Origin of the sequence: Allobosea vaviloviae (genome assembly GCF_001298265.1) — a bacterium.
Taxonomy (GTDB): Bacteria; Pseudomonadota; Alphaproteobacteria; order Rhizobiales; family Beijerinckiaceae; genus Allobosea; species Allobosea vaviloviae_B.
On the sequence record NZ_LGSZ01000054.1, the window covers coordinates 75,002 to 93,938 of the forward strand.

The following is an 18,937-nucleotide window of genomic DNA, read 5'->3' on the forward strand; positions in this document are numbered from 1 at the left end:
CGCTGGAGCAAGGGCAAGACTCTGATGGTGGTGGCGCTCTGCGGCGCGGGCCACGTCCTGTTCACCACCATGCTCGGCGTCCTGGTGGTCTGGCTCGGCATCGAGACGAGCAAGTGGACCGGCACTGTCTTTCCTTGGATCGCCGGCGGCGCACTGATCCTGTTCGGACTCTACTACCTTGTCCGGCAGGCGCGCGGCGAGGGCCACGGCCACAGTCATTTCGGCTCAGGCGGTCATAGCCATGGCGGTCATGGCGGCCACAGCCACGGTCATTCGCATGCCCAAGGCCCGAACCAGCATACGCACGGCCACGAGGACGAGACCAAGCGGATCGATACGGGCCATGGCATGCTGCTGCTCGAGGTCTTCGAGGACGGCGTCCCACCCCGGTTCCGCCTGCGGGCCGAGGCGGGCGCGGACCTGCCCGGCGTCGAGGCGGTTTCGCTCGAAACCCTGCGCCCCGACGGAGCGCGGCAATCCTTCTCGTTCGTCGCCAGGGACGGCTTCCTCGAATCCCGCGAGGAGATTCCGGAGCCGCATGAGTTCGACGCCACCTTCAGCCTTGCGCACGGCTCCCATGCCCATCGCCATGCGCTGAGTTACAAGGAGCACGCGCATGCGCACGCGGCTCCGGCCGCCAATGCGGCGCGCGGCGTCACGGGCGCGGCGCCGAAATCCGACCGCGCGGTCATCGTCAGCCTGTTCACGCTCCTGACCTTTTCGCCCTGCGAAGGCTTCCTGCCGGTTTACCTGTCGGGGATCTCGTATGGCTGGCCCGGATTCCTCCTCTTGAGCGCGGTCCTTTCGGTCGCCACCATATCCGGAATGGTCATTTTCACCTGGCTGACGATGTCGGGGATCGAGCGTCTTCGGCTTGAGTTTCTGGAACGCTACGAGAGCGGCATTCTCGGCTCGCTGCTCATGTTTCTCGGTGTCGGGATCATCTTTCTGGGCTTCTAGCCACGCGCCAACGGCCTCGACGGCAACGCGCCGCGACACGGAGCAAGATCATGGGTTCGGGACATTCCCATACGGGCGCGGCGCCGGCGGGCACGGCGGCCGGCAGGCACAAGAGCCGGCTCGCGATGGCGCTCGGCCTGACGACCGCATTCATGGTCGCGGAGGTCGTCGGCGGGCTGTGGACCGGCAGCCTGGCGCTGCTGGCGGACGCGGCCCACATGCTCACGGACGCCGGCGGCCTCGCTCTGGCGCTGATCGCGATCCGCTTCGCCGAAAGGCCCGCAACGCCGGAGAAGACCTATGGCTACGTCCGCGCGGAAGTCCTCTCGGCGCTGACCAACGCCGTCGTTCTCCTCGTGCTGACGGTCTACATCCTCTACGAGGCCTATCGGCGCTTCCAGAACCCGCCCGAGATCATCGGCGGCCCGATGCTGGCGGTCGCGGTCGTCGGACTCGGCGTCAACCTCCTCAGCATGAAGCTCCTTTCTGGCGGATCGTCCGAAAGCCTCAACGTCAAGGGCGCCTATTTCGAGGTTCTGAGCGACATGCTGGGCTCGCTCGGCGTCATCGTGGCAGCCATCGTCGTCCTCCTGACCGGCTGGACGATCGTGGATCCGATCGTCGGCGCCGGCATCGGCCTGTTCATCGTGCCGCGGACCTGGAGCCTGCTCAAGCAGGCCGTCCATATCCTGCTCGAGGGCACGCCGCCCGAGGTCGACATGGCGCTGCTGAAGGCCAAGCTGTCGGATATCCCCGGCGTGGTGGCGGTCGACGACCTGCATGTCTGGACACTCACCTCGGGGCTGGACGCGATGAGCTGCCATCTCGTCGTCGACGACATGACGAAGTCGGCGGCCATCCTCACGGCCGCGAGCGCGGCCATGCGCTCGGAGTTCGGGCTGACCCACACGACGATCCAGATCGAGGACGAAGCGATCAGAGGCGCCCCAGGCCACGTCACCCGCCTGTAGACGATCGGCGCCGCAGCGAGGCGGGCTTGGGAGCGCGAGGGAAGAACGGCTTTTTGGGAAGCGCGCCCGCTTGGGACTGTCAAGGTCGAGACGGTGACGATGAAACGCCTTGAGAGTGCGCCTTTGGGTCTGTCTGGTGGCGTCGATCTTCCGTCTCGCGCATGCGCACGAAGGTAACCGCGTAGAACAAGACAGCCAGTGCGATCAGGGCCGCAGCCAGAGCGCCGTTGCGCGACTTCATGATGCCAGACCGAACGGCATCGGCGCGGCGGCGAGCGGAGTACAAGATCCTTTGAGTAGAGAGAAACGTGGCATCCCGGAAGCCTTTCTTAAGGTTGATAGCGCCGCAAGAAATATCAATAAAATCTGAATCTTAGCCTTACAGTTTAGCCGTCTGATTTCGCGTCAATTCAACGCGTCTTCGCTAGAAACGCTCTCAACGAAAAGGGGAGCGTCATGAACAAAGTTCAGAGCATCTTCGCAGCGATAGTTTTCGGCATCGCGATGTCCGGCGTAGTCACGCAGGCCCTCGCGGCCGGCTACACCGACCTCGCCCACCTCCATGCCGGCCAGCCCTCGCGGACGCCGATCGGCTGGCAGCAGTTCTGCGTGGACAATCCCACTGACTGCCGGACCCCGCGCTCGGCGGCAACCGTCATGCGCCTCGACGACAGGTCCTGGAGCGAACTCCTGACAGTCAACCTGAAGTTCAACAAGGCGATCGAGCCGGTCACCGACCAGGACCAGTTCGGCGTCATCGAGAACTGGGACTACGCCAAAACCGGCAAGGGCGACTGCGAGGACTACGTCCTCGAGAAGCGGCGCGAACTCGTGAAGCGCGGCTGGCCCCTCTCGGCGCTGCTCATCACCGTGGTGATCGACAAGGAAGGCGGCGGCCACGCCGTGCTGACGGTCGTCACGGACCGGGGCGAGTTCGTCCTCGACAACCAGACCGACAAGGTTCTGCCCTGGTCGAAATCCGGCCTGACCTTCATCCGGCGGCAGTCGCCGGAGAACCAGAACGTCTGGCAGGATCTCGGCCGCTTCCTCGGCCGGCCCGACGTCGTCACCGCCGCGATCAAGGGCTCGCGCTAGCATCGCCGACTGGGGCCGGCGCGCTCAGCGCCCGGCCAGCAGCGGCGTGAGGATCTTGTCGAACTCCTCGATCGTCAGCGCGCCGACCTTTTTCTCGCCGTTGATGAAGAAGGTCGGCGTCGAGTTGACGCCGAACTCCTTGGAGCCGCGCTCCTGGAACTGTTTGACGCCCGTGAAGAGGTCTTCGCGCCGCAGGCAGGCTTCGACCGTCTCCTGCGTGAAGCCGGCCTGCTTCATCGTCTGCGTCAGGGCGTCGAGCGGCTTGGGCGAATGCGCCCAGCCCTCCTGCGTGTTGTAGAGCATGTCGACGATTGGGTACCACTTCGCCTCGTCGCCGCAGCGCGCCAGCATGAAGCCCGCAGCCCAAAGAGGGTCGAGCGGGAACTCGCGCGCGATGAAGCGAACCTTGCCGGTATCGACATATTCGCCTTGAACGCCGGCCAGGTCTTGATGTGGAAATTCATGCAGTGATGGCAGGTGAGCGAGGCGTACTCGATCACGGTAACCTGCGCGTCGGCGACGCCGAAGACCTTCTCGGGAAGCGGGCCGGGCTCCAGCAGCTTCGCAGCAAGGACGGTCTGGGCGGTCGCCGATCGGCCGCCTAAACCAACGGCGACGAGCCCGACCGTGAGCCGAAGCAGCGAGCGACGTGCGAACATGGAATCCTCCCTTCGGAACACTGATCGCACCCGAAGCCACTTCAGGTTCAATGCCTCCGGCGGCATTCCGTCTTCAATGTGATGCGACAGGCGGTCGCAGTGCTGGATCTGCGCCGATGGACGGAATTGGGTATGACGGCGTTCGATCGCCGCAACCGCACATGATCGCCTGATGGACGTTCTTACCCTTTTCGGCCTCGTCGCCGTGACGCTCATGCTTGTCACCTACGCCTTCGAGGAGCGCAGTCCCTGATTCGTCCTGGGCTTCGCCGTCGCCTGCGCGCTCGGCTCGGTCTACGGCTTCCTGCAGGGCGCCTGGCCCTTCGGCGTCGTCGAGGCGATCTGGTCGGTCGTCGCGCTGCGGCGCTGGTGGACCAAGCGTGCGAGCGTCGGGCGAACGCCGACGATTACCCCTTGAACCTCAAGTGGCATCAGGTTGTAGAGAGTCGTTAACCGTCCTTTTTGACGCTTTGTCAGCTTCGTTCGCGCAAAAATTCTCGCATGCTCTCACAGATCCGCTTCTCGACCCTGCGTCTTGCCCTCGGGCTCATGCTGGGAGCGTTGGTCCTCTCGGGCTGCGTCACCGGCGACGGAGACACACGTCATCTCCAGCCGCTGCCTGCCCGGCTTGTCTCGGACATGTCGGCCAAGGGCATGAGCCAAAGCGATCCCATCCTCGTGCGCATCTTCAAGAAGGAAAGCGAGCTCGAGGTCTGGAAGCGCGATCGCAGCGGCCAGTACGCCCTGCTCAAAACCTATCCGATGTGCCGCTGGTCGGGCCAGCTTGGCCCCAAAAAGCGTGAGGGCGACCGGCAGGCGCCGGAAGGCTTCTACAGCGTCACCGCCGACCTGATGAACCCGCGCTCGCAATTCTACCTGTCGTTCAATCTCGGCTACCCCAACCCGCTGGAGAAGTCGCAAGGCGCTACAGGCTCGGCGCTGATGGTCCACGGCGCCTGCACCTCGGCCGGCTGTTTCGCCATGACCGACGAGGGCGTCACCGAGATCTACGGTCTGGCGCGCGAGGCCTTCGCCGGCGGGCAGCGCAGCTTCCAGGTCCAGGCGCTGCCCTTTCGCATGACGCCGGAGAACATGGCGCGGCATCGCAACAGCCCTCACATCGCCTTCTGGCGGAACCTGAAGGAGGGCGCGGATCATTTCGAGGCGACGAAGCAGCCGCCCAAGCTCGCGGCCTGCGGTCGCCGCTACGTCTTCAATGCCAGGGAGGGCTCGGGACCGTTCGCGCCGGCCGAGGCCTGTCCGCCCTACGAGATCGACCCGGACGTGCAGCCCCTGGTGTCGCAGCGCCAAGCGCGTGACGAGGCCCGCTTCGCCGAACTGATCGGCAGCGGAACACCGGCGATGAGCTACGCCCATCTGGACGGCGGCATGCACCAGAGCTTCCGCACGATGCTCAAGAGCCTTGGGCCCGAGCGCATGCAACCCATGGTCGCCGGCAAGGTCGAGATCAGTCGTCCGGATGCGGCGCTCGCCGATCCGTTCGGCGGAGACGACGCGCCCGGCCGAACCGATACGACCGGCTCCCTCGCACCACGGTGAGCACTGCCCCGGTCGCGTTAGGCCAGGCCAACGCCAGCCTTCGCGTTGCGGAGCGGGATCGGAGCTGACGGGCCGAGCGATGCAGCGGCTGGAGGCCGCCTGTGATTGGGCTTGCCTCATGGCTTCCGGGTGCGGCGCGCCTTCCTGGCGAGCGGGCGGCCATAGAGGACGAGGCGATGAGCGGTCAGCTCGAAGCCTAACTCCCTCGCCACCAGCGCCTGCAGCCGCTCGATCTCGTCGGACCTGAACTCGATGACCGCGCCGCTCTCGATGTCGATCAGATGGTCGTGATGGATCTCGGATGCCGGCTCGATCCTGGCGCGTCCGCCGGCGAAGCTGTGGCGTTCGACGAGGCCCGTCGAGGCGAAGATCTTCACCGTTCGATAGACGGTCGATAGTGATATGCCCGGATCGATCTCGGCAACCCGGCGGTAGATCTCCGGCACGTCTGGATGATCGTCGGCCCTGGCGACGACGTCGGCGATGATGCGGCGCGGCGCCGTGATGCGCTGCCCCGCCTGGCGGCAATGGCTGATCAGAACATCGGCTGCGTCGGACATCGCTTCCTCCCTCCAGCCTCATTAATGAGAATGGTTCGCAAATGCATTGACAATGTGGCAGGCGCCCGTAATCTGCTTTTGCAAACGAATTGCAATTTCAGGGGCGGGCGATGCTCAACAAGGTCGAGACCGTTGAAACCGGTTGGCGCAAGGCTCGTGGCGAACCGTCACTGCTCGACGTCTTCAGGACGATCTCGGTCGCGCCCGGCGCGACGCCGTGGCGCAAATTCCTGGCCTTCTTCGGCCCGGGCTATCTCGTCGCCGTCGGTTACATGGACCCCGGCAACTGGGCGACCTCGCTCGCCGGCGGGGCGCAGTTCGGCTACACGCTGCTCTTCGTCGCGCTTCTTTCCAACATCATGGCGATCATCCTGCAGGCGCTCTGCGCGCGGCTGGCCATCGGCTCGGGCCGCGACCTCGCCCAGGCCTGCCGCGACGCCTATCCCCGCGCCGTGTCATGGCCGCTCTGGCTACTGGCGGAACTCGCGATCTGCGCCACCGACTTGGCGGAAGTCATCGGCACGGCGATCGCGCTCAATCTGCTCTTCGGCATGCCGTTGGAAATCGGCGTCGTCGTCACGGCGCTCGACGTCTTCGTGATCCTCTGGCTGCAGAACAAGGGCTTCCGCTGGATCGAGGCCTTCATCATCACGCTTCTCGGCGTGATTGCGATTTGCTTCGGCGTCCAGATCGCCCTTGCCGACCCCGACTGGGGCCAGGTCGTGCGCGGCTTCGCGCCGACGACGCAGATCGTCACCAACCCGCAGATGCTCTATCTCGCGCTTGGCATCATCGGGGCGACCGTGATGCCCCATAACCTCTATCTGCATTCGGGGATCGTGCAGACGCGGGCCTTCGGCGAGAGCCTGCCCGAGAAGCGCGACGCCCTGAAATGGGCGACGGTGGACTCCACCGTGGCGCTGATGTTCGCGCTCCTGGTCAATGCCTCGATCCTGATTCTGGCGGCGGCGACCTTCCACAAGACCGGCCAGACCGACGTCGCGGAGCTAGGCCGCGCTCATGAACTGCTCGCGCCCCTGTTGGGCCTGTCGATCGCGCCGACGCTCTTCGCCATCGCGCTGCTGTGCTGCGGACTGAACTCGACCGTGACCGCGACGATGGCCGGCCAGATCGTCATGGAAGGCTTCCTCGACATCAAGCTGCCGGCCTGGGTCAGGCGGCTCGTCACGCGGCTGGTCGCCATCATCCCCGCGATCATCGTGACCTGGATCTACGGCGCCAGCGAGACCGGCAAGCTCCTGATCCTGAGCCAGGTCATTCTCGGCCTGCAACTGCCCTTCGCGATCGTGCCTCTCGTCATGTTCACCGCGTCGAGGAGCAAGATGGGCGAGATGGTGGCACCGAAATGGCTGACCGTCACCGCAGCCCTGATCGCCGCGATCATCATCGCCTTGAACATGAAGCTGCTGTTCGACCTCGCCACGGGTTGAGCGTGATCCGCCATGTCGCATTGCGGGGGCGGCAGCGCCCCGCTATGTCCGGCCCGTGACAATACGACCGGCCAGAACCGTCATCATCCGGGCGCTGCTCGCGCTGGCGATGGCCTATGTCCTGATCCTGCAAGGGGTGTTCGCAAGCGCCGCCGCTGGCTCGCGCCTTGCCATGTCGGTCGGCGAGCCAGGCCTGACGCAAGCGTTGTGCTCGGGTGCTCAGGCTCCCGACGCGCCTGCATCGGACGAAAGCCCGCACCACGCGACCGCGCAGCCGTCCTGTTGCGCCTGGAGCGCCTCGGTGGCGGTCGATCCCGTCCTGCCTCCGACCTCGCCGGCGATCGCCATCCCCTACCTCGTTCCGGCCGGCCTGCCGATCGCGTTCGGACAGGCCGCGCCGCCGGCGATCCTGTTCCGAGCGGCGACCGCCCAGGGGTCAAGGGCACCTCCCATCCTCAAAGCGTGACCTGAGCGCCGGCCCTCCCGCCGGCACCATCACCCTGACGAGGATCATCCATGAAGCGTTTCGCGATCGGCGCCGCCGGCGTCGCCCTGTCTTTGGCGGCCTATGCCGCCACCCCCGTCCGCGCCCACGTTTATGCTGTCGGGACGCTCAAGATCGGCCATCCCTGGGCCAGGGCGACGCCGCCCTCGGCGAAAGTCGGCGGCGGCTATCTCGCCATCGAGAACATCGGCCCGGAGCCCGACCGTCTGGTCGGCGGCTCGACCGAGGCGGCGGCTCGCGTCGAAATCCACGAGAGCAGCCTCACAGACGGCATCATGCGGATGCGCGAGAAGACGGACGGCGTCGTCGTCCCGCCCGGCCAGACGGTGGAGTTCAAGCCGAGCGGGCTGCACCTGATGCTGGTCGATCTCAAGGCGCCGCTGAAGCAGGGCGAAAAGGTCAAGGCCATGCTGGTCTTCGAGCGCGCCGGCGCGGTCGCGGTCGAGCTGCAGGTGCAAGCCGTCGGCGCGCCGCAACCGGCCGCGACAGGCCATACCGGGCACTGAGGCGCGCCATGCCAATCCTCAAATGGATCCGCTACGGCGCCTGGGCCGGCGTCGTTCTCATAGCCTTCGTCAGCGCTGCCCTCATGCTGGGGTGGTGGCAGGTCGATGGTCCCGGTCGCTCGCTCGCCGGTCGCGCGGCCGTCCAGGGCGTGCCCGCGATCGGCGGGCCGTTCACGCTGGTAGACCACACCGGCAGGTCGGTCACCGACGCCGACTATCGCGGCAAACCGATGGCGGTCTTCTTCGGCTTCACGCACTGCCCCGAGGTCTGCCCGACCACTCTGGTACAGATGGCCAACCTGACCGGGAAGATCGGAGCGGCGGCGGATCGCCTGCAGATCCTGCTGATCACGGTCGATCCCGAGCGCGACACGCCGGAACAGCTCGCGCTCTACCTCCAGTCCTTCGATCCCCGCGTGGTGGGCCTGACTGGCTCCCGCGAGCAGGTCGATGCGGCGCTCGCCGCCTACAAGGCCTATGCGAAGAAGATCCCGACCGAGAGCGGCTACACCATGGACCATTCGGCTTCGGTCTATCTGATGAAGGCCGACGGCAGCTTCCGGACGATGATCGACTACCACGAGGAGGAGGCTTCCGCGCTGGAGAAGGTCCGCATGGTGCTCCGATGAGCCCTCGTGGGCGCAGGGTGTTCGTCGCCGCGATGCTGGCGGCGATCGTGATTGCAGCGGCATCCGGCTATCTCTTCGCCACGCGACGAGTTCAGCCGGCAGCGCCCGTCCTGGCCGGACTGACGATCGAGACCGCCGATGGACGACTGCTGTCGGGAGAGGCCTTCCGCGGCCGCTTCGTCCTGCTCAACGTCTGGGCGACCTGGTGCCCGCCCTGCGTCAAGGAGATGCCGTCGCTCGACCGGCTGCAGGCGATAAAGGGCAGCGGCACGTTCGAGGTCGTGGCCCTGTCGATCGACCGGCAGGGGCTGGAGGTGGTGCAGCCGTTCTTTCAGCGGACGGGGCTAAGCCGCCTGGCGATCTATCTCGACCGCGAGGCCAGGAGCATGCCGGCGCTGAAGATCACCGGATTGCCCACGACCGTGCTCATCGACCCGGCAGGCCGCGAGATCGCCCGCTGGCCGGGGGCACGTGAGTGGGACCAGCCGGCAACCGTGGCGGACATCGACGAGCACATCGCCAGGTCCAGGGAGACGACGCGATGATCCCCGTCGCCGCAGGCAGGGCCGGTCAACAGAGCGCGAGGACGCTGCGCCGCGATTGCTCAGCTCCGACCGCCTGGGCTATTCTCCAATCATGACGTCGATCGGCACATCACGGGATCTGGGGCGAGGCCTTCTGGCCGCCGTCTGCGGTCTCGTGCTGATGTTCCAGTTGATGGCGAGCGCGCTTGCCGGCAGCACCCATCTCGCCGCCAAGTTCGACGTGGGGGAAATCTCCCTCGTCGAGATATGTGGCGCCACGCCGGAATCGAAGCGTGATCGGTCGGCCCATGTCGAGGGCGTCAATGCCTGCTGCGTCTGGGCGAAATCGGTCGCGCTGGCGCCGTTTACTCCCCCCGCACCGGCATCGCTGATCCCCAGACGCGCCGCACCGTCCGAGACGATCTTTGTGCAGCGTCTCGACGCGCCGGCTTCGTGCAGCCCGCAAGGTCCGCCGCAAGCGACGGGTCCACCGCACCGCAGCTGAAGGGCGAGCCTTCGCGCGGCCTGCGGCGTCATCGCGCGCAAGCCTTTCAGTCCAGACCCGTCGCCGCCGGCCGTGAGCGTGGACGCTCGCCATGCTGGACTTGCGCGGCATGACCATTCCGCTTTCGAGGCCCGAGATTGATCGGACCAGTGCTCATATCCAGACGGCTCGTGTTGTCGGCGGTCGCCATGGCGACGCTGGCGGTCGTCGTCTGCTATGTCGTGGTCGCCGACAGGACGTCGCGATCACGGAGCGCCGACGCGCTCGTGTTCCAGCGGCTCGACGGCAGCTCCACCGGACTTGCCGGCCTTCGCGGGCAGGCCGTGCTGCTGACCGTCTGGGCGACATGGTGCTGGTCCTGTCGCCAGGAGCTGCCGGCGCTGGCGAGGCTCCATCGCGGCCTGGGCGGACGGCCTCCCGCCGTGATTGCACTCTCGGTCGATCGCGACGGCGCGGACGTCGTCGAGCCGCTGCTGGAGCAGCTGAGCGTCAAGGACCTGCCGGTCGTCCTCGACCCGACGGGCGTGTCGGTTGGCCGACTGGCCATCTCGGGGCTCCCGACCACGATCCTGCTCGGCCCCGACGGCTCCGAAAAGGGGCGCTGGCATGGCGTCAAGGCATGGGACGAGAAGCCCATGATGGACGAGATCGCGGGGCTTCTCGCCGATCGTCCTGGAAGGCAGGCCCGCTGATGGACATCGCCAATATCGGCATCTGGGCGGCGCTTGCGGCCGGGGCGGTCTCGTTCCTCTCACCCTGCGTCCTGCCGCTCGTCCCCGGCTACGTCTCGTATATCGCCGGCGGCTCGGCCGCGACCGTCGATCCGCCTTCCCGATCCTCATCACGGCTGAACGCCGTCGTGATGAGCGTCTGGTTCGTGCTCGGCTTCTCGACGGTCTTCGTGCTGCTCGGCGCGGGCGCGAGCGCGCTCAGCCACCTCCTCCTCGCCTATCGCTATGAGGCCGGCATCGTCGGAGGCGCGATCGTCCTCGTCTTCGGCGTCTTCACGACCGGGCTCGTGCGCCTGTCCTGGCTGGAGCGCGAGCTTCGGGTCCAGGCGCCGATCGCCGGCGGTCGGCCGGTCGGCGCATACCTTCTCGGCCTCGCCTTCGCCTTCGGCTGGACGCCCTGCATAGGCCCCGTTCTCGGCGCCATCCTGACTGTCAGCGCGACGTCGCCATCGGCCTCCAGCGGCGTCGCGCTCTTGAGCGTCTATTCGCTCGGCCTCGCGATCCCCTTCCTGCTGACGGCGCTGTTCGCAGACGGCATGACGGCGAGACTTCGCCGCCTGCGCGGCGCGGGACGCGCTCTGCAGATCATGGCCGGCGTCACCATGATCGCGATGGGCCTGGCCATGATGTCTGGCCAGCTCTCGACGATCGCCTTCTGGCTTCTCGAAACCTTCCCCTTCCTCGCCAAAATCGGATGAAAGGCGTGATTTCCACATGACCGGCAGCGACAGCGCCGCCAGCGGGCACGACCGCTGGCTCTATCTCTTCATCGCCTGGATCGTCGCGGTCGCGGCGAGCCTCAGTGCGCTCTTCATCGGCGAGGTCGTCGGCCAAGCGCCCTGCAGCCTGTGCTGGCACCAGCGCGCCTTCATGTTCCCGCTCGCGATCCTGCTCGCGGTGGCGAGCTACCGGGGCGACGCGGGCGCCTGGCGCTATGGCCTGCCTTTGGCCGTCATCGGCATGGCGATCGCCGGGTTCCACAGCCTGCTTTACGCCGGCTTCATTCCTGAGGGCATCCAGCCCTGCTCGCAGGGCCCCTCCTGCGCCAGCGCCGACATGACGATCCTGGGCATGCTGCCCTTGCCGTACCTGTCTCTCGCGGCCTTCCTCGCGATTGCCGTCGCGCTCATCGGCTCCAGACCAAAGGCCGCATCATGAACCGCCGCGCTATCGTCGTCCTCACCGGCGTCTCCGCCCTCGCGCTCTTCTCCGGTGCGACCGTCTTCCACAAGAACGAGCAGGCCAAGCGGGCCCGCGCCATCGCGGCCTCGCGCACTGAGGCGCTGGTCCGCGACCACTCGCCGGTCATCGGCCCCGCGAGCGCGCCCGTCACGATCGTCGAGTTCTTCGACCCGTCCTGCGAGGCCTGCCGCGCCTTCTATCCGCCGCTCAAGCAGATTCTGGCCCTGTTCCCGAACGATGCACGGCTCGTGATCCGGTACGCAGCGTTCCATGAAGGCTCCGATCAGGCCGTCAAGATCCTCGAAGCGGCGCGCCTTCAGGGCAAGTTCGAACCCGTCCTCGCGGCGCTGCTGGAATTCCAGCCGGAATGGGCCGACCACGACAAACCCGATCTGGAGAAGGCGTGGGCGCGGGCGAAGGACGCCGGGCTCGACATCGAGCGCGGTAAGCGCGACGCAGCCCGGCCGGACTTCCAGACGACCTTGGAAAAGGACGCCGTGGACGTGAAGGCGCTTGAGGTGACCCGGACGCCGACCTTCTTCGTGAACGGCCAACCTCTCACCGAATTCGGCCCGCGCCCGCTTTACGAAATGGTCAAGCGCGAGGTCGAGAAGGCGCGGAAATAGGCTCGCCACCGCCGCAGGCCCGACGAAGCTCCGGAGCCTGCGGCCTCGGCGCTCACAGCGCCGCCCTCTTGGATGGATGCCGTCATGCAAGCCAAGGCCTTGACCATCGGCCACCTCGCCCGGGACACCGGAACGAAGGTCGAGACGATCCGGTTCTACGAAAAATCTGGCCTCCTGCCGGAGCCGGCGAGGACCGGCGGAAACTACCGCGCCTATGAGGCAAGCCACCTCGATCGCCTGAGATTCATCCGCCGCGCCCGCTCGCTGGGCTTCCCGCTCGATCAGGTCAGGGTGCTGCTGGAGCTGTCCGATGATCGCGCCGGCCCCTGCGCTGCCGTCGACGTGATCGCGAAAGCGCATCTGATCGAGGTCGAGCGGAAAATCGCCGATCTTCAGGCGCTGAGGCACGATCTGAACCGCATGATCGAGCAGTGCGGTTGCGGGATCGTCTCCGACTGCCGGGTCATCGGCGCCCTCACGCCGTGAGGATGATCCAAAGGCAAGCAGTTGCGAGGCGTCGTTCGATCAATCATGCATCGGGTGATCGTCGATCATAAGCGAGTATTTTTCCCAGTCGCGGCGCGGTATCGGCGCGCCGGGCGTGAACCGGATATCGACGACCTCGTCGCCTGCACGATTCAGTTTGCAGGTGAACCGGAGCCGAAACCACTTGTCGCGGCTTCGATAGGCCGCGCCAGCCGCCTCGATGTCGGAATCGCGGATTTGAACCGGCGCCGTCGCCTCGGCATTCACGAAATCCGCCCGCTGCGACCTCTCGCGACCATTGATCTGAGCCATCACCTCAAGGTTGCAGATCTGGGTCGCGCGCTCGAACGGCTCCGTTCGGCCCAGGACTTCCCGTGCCTGCTTGCTGCGCGGGTCGGACAAGATCGACCTGGATCGCAGCGCCTGCCGGGGCGGTTCGTTTTCCTGGGGACCGGGCGTGGGCTGGCGCCCGGCGTCGGGTTCGTGTCGTTTCGCCTCAAGTTCGACGGGCGCGGCGGGAGCCCGTTCGATCCGCGGGGAGCTGGGCGGCACGTCCTCGCGCGGCCTCGGGATCTCAGTGACCAGCTCGACCGTCACCTCCTCGCGCATGGCGGAGACGTCGCGACGGGCGCTCATCCCGACGGCGGCCAACAGCAACGCATGAACGAGCGCCGACAGCAGGACGACACGGTACTGCCTGGTCCCTGGCGGTCGGACCGACTTCGTCTTGGAGCGGATCAGAGATGGGCTCCTCGTGGAGCAGCCCGGCGGCACAGGGCCCGACAACTGCTCCGACTTTCAGAGCGCGCTCATGCGGCGCTTGAGTGGGACACATACAATCGCCAGGATGCACCCTGAACTCGCTACAGGGTCAAGTCGGAAGGGCGGGCTGTCTTTCAGCGTGCTCGCACCTTGATACTCGCAACGTGGGAGAAGCCGCCGCTCCGTCGCCTTCAGTCAACCTTCGGCTGGCAGAACGGCAACTGGCCGTGGTCCGACTGAGTAGGCCAAGGGGGCAGAGCACCCGATCAGACCCGAGCATTTGTTACCGATTGTTGCAGGCGGGAACGTTGCCCACCGACCGGCGTCTCCTTCGCAAGGACCAGCGCCGGTTCGAACCGCTTGGGAGATATCCATGCATCACCTTGATCCCAGAATGCAGGCTTGCATTGACGCCTGCCTAAGCTGCTATCAGACCTGTCTCGGCATGAGCACAGGGCACTGCCTTGAGGTCGGCGGCGCGCACGCCTGCCCCGAACACATCAAGCTTATGCTCGCCTGCTCCGAGACCTGCCGCGCCACCGCGCATGTGATGCTGATCGGATCGCCGCACCATAAGCATCTCTGCGCCGAGTGTGCCGACATCTGCGCGGACTGCGCCGCCGAATGCGGGCGTCTCGGGGATATGGACGCTTGCGTCCGGGCCTGCCGCGCCTGCGCCGAAAGCTGCCGGACAATGGCGGCCTAGTCGCCGCCTCGGACCCATCAACTCAGCCATCCCGTCCAGACAAGGATACCAGCATCATGATCCGGATCAGCCTTATCGTTCTTTCATCCGCATTCGCCATCTCTGCGGCATGTGCGCAGCAACCGGCCTCCAAACCGGCGATGGACACTGCTACGCACATGAAGATGATGATGCCGATGAACTCCGATTCGGCGGCTACCAAGGGCTACAAGCAGTCGATGATGACGATGATGAGCGGGATGCCGGCCTATACCGGCGACGCGGATGTCGACTTCATGAAGCAGATGAAAGGCCATCATCAGGCCGCGATCGACATGGCCAAGGTGGAGCTGGTGAACGGGAAGGATCCCGAGGCCAAGAAGCTGGCGGAGGAGATCGTGGCTGCTCAAGAGAAAGAGATTGCGACGATCGACACCTGGCTGAAGACCAAGGGCAAGTAGCGCCGCGGTGAAGTCGTGGCGGTGACAACCGATAAACCTCGCGCCACCATCCACCGGATCGTCATGCCGGAGCACGAATGCCCGTTCGGGCTGAAAGCGCGGGACCTGCTGAGCCGCCGCGGCTACACCGTCGAAGATCGCTGGCTGACCTCGAGGGCTGAGACCGACGCCTTCAAGCTTGAGCACGACGTCAAGACCACGCCGCAGACCTTCATCGACGGACAACGCGTCGGCGGCTACGACGATCTGCGTCGCTTCTTTGGGCTGAGCGTCGCCGATCCCGGGGCGACCAGCTATACGCCCGTCATCTGGGTCTTTGCCGTCGCGGCACTGATGGCGCTCGCGGCCAACTGGGCTAGCTCGGGTCGTCTTCTCGATTTGCACTCGCTGGAGTGGTTCATCGCTTTCAGCATGTGCATCCTGGCGCTGCTCAAGCTTCAGGACGTCGAGAGCTTCTCGACCATGTTCCTCGGCTACGACCTTCTGGCGCGGCGCTGGGTGCCTTACTCCTATGTCTATCCGTACGCCGAGCTGACGGCGGGCGTCCTGATGATCGCCGGCGCGCTAACCTGGCTCTCCATCCCAGTCGCGGCCTTCATCGGCACGGTTGGCGCTGCGTCTGTAATAAAGGCGGTCTATATCGACCGTCGCCAGATCAAATGCGCGTGCGTCGGAGGAAGTAGCAGGGTTCCACTCGGCTTCGTGTCGTTGACCGAGAATCTCATGATGGTCGCCATGGCGGCCTGGATGAGCTTCGGCATGCGCTAGATATTCATCTATTTGTTAAGATAATAAATACTATTGTTGCTAACGACATAAACAAGATAAGTTTCTTGAAACTAGCTAGAGATCCCCTCAGAATCGTCTTGTTGACCTTCCGCTTTCGCGGACTTTTTTGCGCACCGACCGGCATTGAAAGTCGATAAAGTTTCTTGCTCATCTGCTTTGAATCCCGATCAGATCACGACGATAACGCTAGGCCTGACCGGAGGTGGTGGTGCCAACAAAGCTCCGTGCCCGATCGCAGCAGTCGCCGGCAAAGAACGCAGTGGGATCAGCGGTCTCGACGATCTTACCTTGGTCCATGAACACGATCCGGTCCGCAACCGCCTTGGCGAAGCCCATCTCGTGGGTCACGCAGATCATCGTCGTCCCGGCTTCCGCCAAGGCCGTCATGACATCGAGAACCTCCTTGACCATTTCGGGGTCCAAGGCCGAGGTCGGCTCGTCGAACAGCATCAGCTTGGGGTTCATGGCCAATGCGCGCGCGATCGCGGCCCGCTGCTGCTGTCCGCCCGAGAGCTGCGATGGCATCTTGCGCGCCTGATCCTCCATCCGGACCTGGGAGAGCAGGATCATCGCCGCGCTCTCGGCGTCAGGCCTCGACAACCGGAGCAGCTTGCGCGGGCCGAGCGTGATGTTGTCGAGGATGCTGAGATGCGGAAAGAGGTTGAACGCCTGGAAAACCATCCCGATCGCGCGCCTCGCCCCGAGGACGCTATCGCAATCGGGGTTGATAGCCTCCCCTTCCAATCGGATCAGACCCTTCTGGTAGCGTTCAAGGGCATTGATGCATCGGACCATCGTTGACTTGCCCGAACCGGACGGACCGCAGACCACGATGCGCTCTCCGGCCCCGACGGTCAGATCGACGTCACGCAGAGCGTGCATGGCGCCGAACCACTTGTTGAGCCCGGAGACCTCGAGAATCGGGCGGCTGGACGATGACATCATGACCGTTCCGCCGCCTTGAGCTCGCGTTCGAGGCTCTGACTGTAGCGCGACATGGCGAAACAGAGCCCCCAGAAGACCAGCCCGACGAAGACGTAGCCCTCCGCGTGGAGCCCCAGCCAGTCGGGATCGGCGGCGCCGGCAGCGACGATGTTCAGGACCTCGAAGAGCCCCAGAATCACGACCAACGTCGTGTTCTTCACCAGCGCGATAGCGTTGTTGACGACGCCGGGAACCACGACGCGCAACATCTGCGGCAGCGTGACGTAGATCGCGGTCCGCCAGTAGCCGAACCCGATCGCGGCGGCCGCTTCGGCCTGACCCTTCGGGATCGCTTGGAAGCCTCCTCGGAACACTTCCGCGAGATAGGCGCTTTCGAACAGGATGATGCCGGTGACCGCGAGCGCGAGGGGATCGAACTCGGAGCCAACCGGAAAGGCGTAAGGTAGGAGGATCCGCGCCATGAACAGCACGGCGATGAGCGGCAGTCCGCGGCAGATCTCGATGTAGGCGATGCTCGCCCATCGAAACAGCGGCATTTCGCTCTGCCGACCCAGCGCCAGCACGATCGCGATTGGGAACGACACGACGATTCCGGCGACGCCGAGAAGAAGCGTTAGCGAAAGCCCGCCCCATTTATCGGTCGTCACACGCGACAGCCCCGCCACGCCGCCGTGGAGCAGGACATAGCCCAGGATGGGGAACACAAGGAGGAGAAAGAAGGCAACGACCCGCTTGCCTGGGGTGTCGCGCCGCAGCAGCAAGAAGACCGATACTGCGAAGATCAAAAATACGGCGTTCACGCGCCAGCGCTCCGGCTGGGGATAGAAGCCGTAGAGAAATTGACCGCCCCGGTTGACGATGAAGGCCCAACAGGCGGCGTCCGGTCGGCAGGCGGCGCGGTTCTCGCCGACCCAGACCGCGTCGATGAATGCCCACGGGACGATCGCCCAGAGCAGCGCGACAGCGGCTGCGGCGATCGTTGAGGTCAGCAGCACGTCGATCGGCCGAGCGAACAGATTGGCGCGCGCCCAGGCGAGACGCCTTCTCAATTGCGCAATAGCCGGGCTCCGCTCGACGCGGCTCGAGTTGACCACGGCAGTCATCGCTCGACGAGCCTCAGGCGGCGGGACTGCAGGTTGCTTAGTCCCGTGATCGCCAGACTGAGCACGAGGTACACGGCCATTGTCATCGCCATGATCTCGATCGCCCGCCCGGTCTGGTTAAGGCTCGTGCCGACGAAGACGTTGACGAGGTCCGGATAGCCGATGACGGTCGCCAGCGACGACGCCTTGACGAGATGCAGATACTGGTTCGTCAGCGGCGGGACGAGCACGCGCATCGCCTGCGGGATGATCACCAGCTTCAAGATCCTGCCGCGATCGAGCCCCAGCGCCGCGGCCGCCTCGCGTTGACCCTTGCCGATGGCCTCGATCGAACCGCGTACCAGTTCCGCGATGAAGGAGGCGTTGTAAACGGCCAGCGCCACGACCAGCGCCGAGAGCTCCGGCGACAGCGCCATGCCGCCGGAAAAGTTGAACCCCTGCAGCGCCGGCCAACTCACGCGGAGTTGGCCCCATCCAGCGACAAGGAGCAGTGCGCCGGCCAAGATAAAGACGATCGGGATCGCCACACGCGTCGGCTGTCCGGTCTCCTCGCGCCGGCGTCGGGCGCGGCGAAGGATGCCTGCGATCGCGGCAACCGCTCCGCCTACCAACAGCGCGAGCGTCTCCCAACCCAGGCTCGTCTCCAACGACGGGACAAAGATGCCGCGGTTGCTAAGGAAGACGGCGTCGAGCAGGTTGACGGCCTGCCGGGAGGGCGGCAGCGACCGGATCACGACGTTGTACCAGATCAGGACATGCAGAAGCAGGGGCAGGTTGCGGACGGTCTCGATATAGACAAGTGCAGCCTTCGCCACCGCCCAGTTCGGCGAGAGGCGCGCGATGCCGATCGCGAAGCCGAGAAGCGTCGCCGCGATGATGCCGAGCAAGGCAATGAGGAGCGTGTTCGACAGGCCGACCACGAAAACCCGCAGGTAGGTGTCGGTTTCCGCATATGGGATGATGCTGAAGGAAATGCCGAAGCCGGCCTCCTGCCGCAGGAAGGAGAAGCCGAGCGCGAGCTTGCGCACGGCGAGGTTGGCCTCCACGTTGCGCCAGGCAAGCCACAGCAAGGCGCAAAGCACGAGCAGGAACGCGGCTTGGTAGAGGATATGGCGGCGCTGCCGACCCGTAAGATTTCGACCGAGCGTCACCGGTCGTGCCGCGATCTGTGGCGTACTCAACCCGGTCGATGTCATGACCGATGCTCCAGGAGGCGGTGCGGCGGGCTGAGCCGCCGCACCT

Annotated in this window: 24 protein-coding genes and 2 pseudogenes; 20 read left to right on the plus strand and 6 right to left on the minus strand. The window is 65.4% G+C overall.

The annotated features are described in order from the left end of the window. Window positions 1-24 precede the first annotated feature (24 nt). From AE618_RS21320 to AE618_RS21330, 4 genes are all read left to right on the plus strand, one after another. A complete protein-coding gene (locus AE618_RS21320) occupies window positions 25-960 on the plus strand; it encodes a hypothetical protein (protein ID WP_210166466.1) in 936 nt (311 codons plus the stop codon). 50 nt (window positions 961-1,010) lie between these two features. Then, entirely contained in the window at window positions 1,011-1,931 is a 921-nt protein-coding gene (locus AE618_RS21325; RefSeq protein WP_054211095.1) for a cation diffusion facilitator family transporter, read from the plus strand. A gap of 109 nt (window positions 1,932-2,040) precedes the next feature. Continuing rightward, window positions 2,041-2,301 (plus strand): hypothetical protein, encoded by a 261-nt coding sequence (locus AE618_RS28125; RefSeq protein WP_210166467.1) that lies wholly within the window; start codon window positions 2,041-2,043, stop codon window positions 2,299-2,301. A gap of 86 nt (window positions 2,302-2,387) precedes the next feature. Continuing rightward, entirely contained in the window at window positions 2,388-3,026 is a 639-nt protein-coding gene (locus AE618_RS21330) for a transglutaminase-like cysteine peptidase (protein ID WP_054211096.1), read from the plus strand. Between the two features lie 24 nt (window positions 3,027-3,050). On the opposite strand, the pseudogene AE618_RS21335 reads toward AE618_RS21330, so the two are convergent. Then, window positions 3,051-3,685 (minus strand): annotated as a pseudogene (locus AE618_RS21335) (DsbA family protein). 172 nt (window positions 3,686-3,857) lie between these two features. Between AE618_RS21335 and AE618_RS28875 the strand changes: the two are divergent. Then, window positions 3,858-4,103: pseudogene (locus AE618_RS28875) on the plus strand (hypothetical protein). An 83-nt stretch (window positions 4,104-4,186) separates the two neighbouring features. Further along, window positions 4,187-5,245 carry a L,D-transpeptidase family protein gene (locus AE618_RS21345; protein ID WP_054211097.1) on the plus strand — a complete coding sequence of 353 codons (1,059 nt, stop codon included), beginning with the start codon at window positions 4,187-4,189 and terminating at the stop codon, window positions 5,243-5,245. A gap of 116 nt (window positions 5,246-5,361) precedes the next feature. Here AE618_RS21345 and AE618_RS21350 read toward each other — a convergent pair whose 3' ends face one another. Beyond that, complete coding sequence (locus AE618_RS21350) at window positions 5,362-5,805, minus strand: Fur family transcriptional regulator (RefSeq protein WP_054211098.1); 444 nt, start codon at window positions 5,803-5,805, stop codon at window positions 5,362-5,364. A gap of 110 nt (window positions 5,806-5,915) precedes the next feature. Here AE618_RS21350 and AE618_RS21355 point away from each other — a divergent pair, with 110 nt between their 5' ends. The 11 genes from AE618_RS21355 (at window position 5,916) to AE618_RS21405 (ending at window position 12,950) form a co-directional block, all read left to right on the plus strand. After that, a complete protein-coding gene (locus tag AE618_RS21355) occupies window positions 5,916-7,256 on the plus strand; it encodes an Nramp family divalent metal transporter (RefSeq protein WP_054211099.1) in 1,341 nt (446 codons plus the stop codon). Between the two features lie 55 nt (window positions 7,257-7,311). Continuing rightward, complete coding sequence (locus AE618_RS21360; protein ID WP_156330401.1) at window positions 7,312-7,722, plus strand: DUF2946 family protein; 411 nt, start codon at window positions 7,312-7,314, stop codon at window positions 7,720-7,722. Window positions 7,723-7,772: 50 nt separating this feature from the next. Beyond that, window positions 7,773-8,267: a copper chaperone PCu(A)C gene (locus AE618_RS21365; protein WP_054211101.1), complete on the plus strand. Its 495-nt coding sequence runs from the start codon at window positions 7,773-7,775 to the stop codon at window positions 8,265-8,267. 8 nt (window positions 8,268-8,275) lie between these two features. Next, the gene (locus AE618_RS21370; protein ID WP_054211102.1) at window positions 8,276-8,896 is read left to right on the plus strand and encodes an SCO family protein; all 621 of its coding nucleotides are present in this window, start codon (window positions 8,276-8,278) and stop codon (window positions 8,894-8,896) included. Next, a complete protein-coding gene (locus tag AE618_RS21375) occupies window positions 8,893-9,441 on the plus strand; it encodes a TlpA disulfide reductase family protein (RefSeq protein ID WP_082365448.1) in 549 nt (182 codons plus the stop codon). Before AE618_RS21370 ends, AE618_RS21375 begins: the two co-directional genes overlap by 4 nt. A gap of 91 nt (window positions 9,442-9,532) precedes the next feature. Beyond that, window positions 9,533-9,925 (plus strand): hypothetical protein, encoded by a 393-nt coding sequence (locus AE618_RS21380; RefSeq protein WP_156330402.1) that lies wholly within the window; start codon window positions 9,533-9,535, stop codon window positions 9,923-9,925. Between the two features lie 149 nt (window positions 9,926-10,074). Continuing rightward, the gene (locus AE618_RS21385; protein ID WP_156330403.1) at window positions 10,075-10,617 is read left to right on the plus strand and encodes a TlpA disulfide reductase family protein; all 543 of its coding nucleotides are present in this window, start codon (window positions 10,075-10,077) and stop codon (window positions 10,615-10,617) included. After that, on the plus strand, window positions 10,617-11,354 hold the full coding sequence (locus AE618_RS21390) for a cytochrome c biogenesis CcdA family protein (RefSeq protein WP_054211106.1): 738 nt from the start codon (window positions 10,617-10,619) through the stop codon (window positions 11,352-11,354). The genes AE618_RS21385 and AE618_RS21390 overlap by 1 nt, the downstream gene beginning before the upstream one ends. A 16-nt stretch (window positions 11,355-11,370) precedes the next feature. Continuing rightward, window positions 11,371-11,814 (plus strand): disulfide bond formation protein B, encoded by a 444-nt coding sequence (locus tag AE618_RS21395; RefSeq protein WP_054211107.1) that lies wholly within the window; start codon window positions 11,371-11,373, stop codon window positions 11,812-11,814. Further along, window positions 11,811-12,464 (plus strand): DsbA family protein, encoded by a 654-nt coding sequence (locus tag AE618_RS21400; RefSeq protein ID WP_054211108.1) that lies wholly within the window; start codon window positions 11,811-11,813, stop codon window positions 12,462-12,464. Before AE618_RS21395 ends, AE618_RS21400 begins: the two co-directional genes overlap by 4 nt. Before the next feature lie 84 nt (window positions 12,465-12,548). Continuing rightward, complete coding sequence (locus tag AE618_RS21405; protein WP_054211109.1) at window positions 12,549-12,950, plus strand: MerR family transcriptional regulator; 402 nt, start codon at window positions 12,549-12,551, stop codon at window positions 12,948-12,950. 39 nt (window positions 12,951-12,989) lie between these two features. On the opposite strand, the gene AE618_RS21410 is transcribed toward AE618_RS21405, so the two are convergent. Beyond that, window positions 12,990-13,601 carry a DUF930 domain-containing protein gene (locus tag AE618_RS21410; protein ID WP_054211110.1) on the minus strand — a complete coding sequence of 204 codons (612 nt, stop codon included), beginning with the start codon at window positions 13,599-13,601 and terminating at the stop codon, window positions 12,990-12,992. Window positions 13,602-14,085: 484 nt separating this feature from the next. On the opposite strand from AE618_RS21410, the gene AE618_RS28880 reads away from it, so the two are divergent. The 3 genes from AE618_RS28880 to AE618_RS21425 all read left to right on the plus strand — a co-directional run bounded on the left by AE618_RS28880 (window position 14,086) and on the right by AE618_RS21425 (window position 15,626). Continuing rightward, on the plus strand, window positions 14,086-14,418 hold the full coding sequence (locus tag AE618_RS28880; protein WP_054211111.1) for a four-helix bundle copper-binding protein: 333 nt from the start codon (window positions 14,086-14,088) through the stop codon (window positions 14,416-14,418). A gap of 56 nt (window positions 14,419-14,474) precedes the next feature. Further along, window positions 14,475-14,858, plus strand: a complete 384-nt coding sequence (copM, locus tag AE618_RS21420) for a CopM family metallochaperone (RefSeq protein ID WP_054211112.1) — start codon at window positions 14,475-14,477, stop codon at window positions 14,856-14,858. Window positions 14,859-14,921: 63 nt separating this feature from the next. Next, entirely contained in the window at window positions 14,922-15,626 is a 705-nt protein-coding gene (locus AE618_RS21425; RefSeq protein ID WP_054211113.1) for a glutaredoxin family protein, read from the plus strand. A gap of 207 nt (window positions 15,627-15,833) precedes the next feature. Here the strand turns inward: AE618_RS21425 and AE618_RS21430 are convergent, their stop codons facing one another. Genes AE618_RS21430 through AE618_RS21440 form a run of 3 tightly spaced genes read right to left on the minus strand, consistent with a single transcriptional unit; the run spans window position 15,834 to window position 18,891 of the window. After that, window positions 15,834-16,592 (minus strand): amino acid ABC transporter ATP-binding protein, encoded by a 759-nt coding sequence (locus AE618_RS21430; protein ID WP_082365449.1) that lies wholly within the window; start codon window positions 16,590-16,592, stop codon window positions 15,834-15,836. Then, on the minus strand, window positions 16,589-17,695 hold the full coding sequence (locus AE618_RS21435) for an amino acid ABC transporter permease (RefSeq protein ID WP_082365450.1): 1,107 nt from the start codon (window positions 17,693-17,695) through the stop codon (window positions 16,589-16,591). The genes AE618_RS21430 and AE618_RS21435 overlap by 4 nt, the downstream gene beginning before the upstream one ends. Next, window positions 17,692-18,891: an amino acid ABC transporter permease gene (locus AE618_RS21440; RefSeq protein ID WP_082365451.1), complete on the minus strand. Its 1,200-nt coding sequence runs from the start codon at window positions 18,889-18,891 to the stop codon at window positions 17,692-17,694. Before AE618_RS21440 ends, AE618_RS21435 begins: the two co-directional genes overlap by 4 nt. Window positions 18,892-18,937 lie beyond the last annotated feature (46 nt).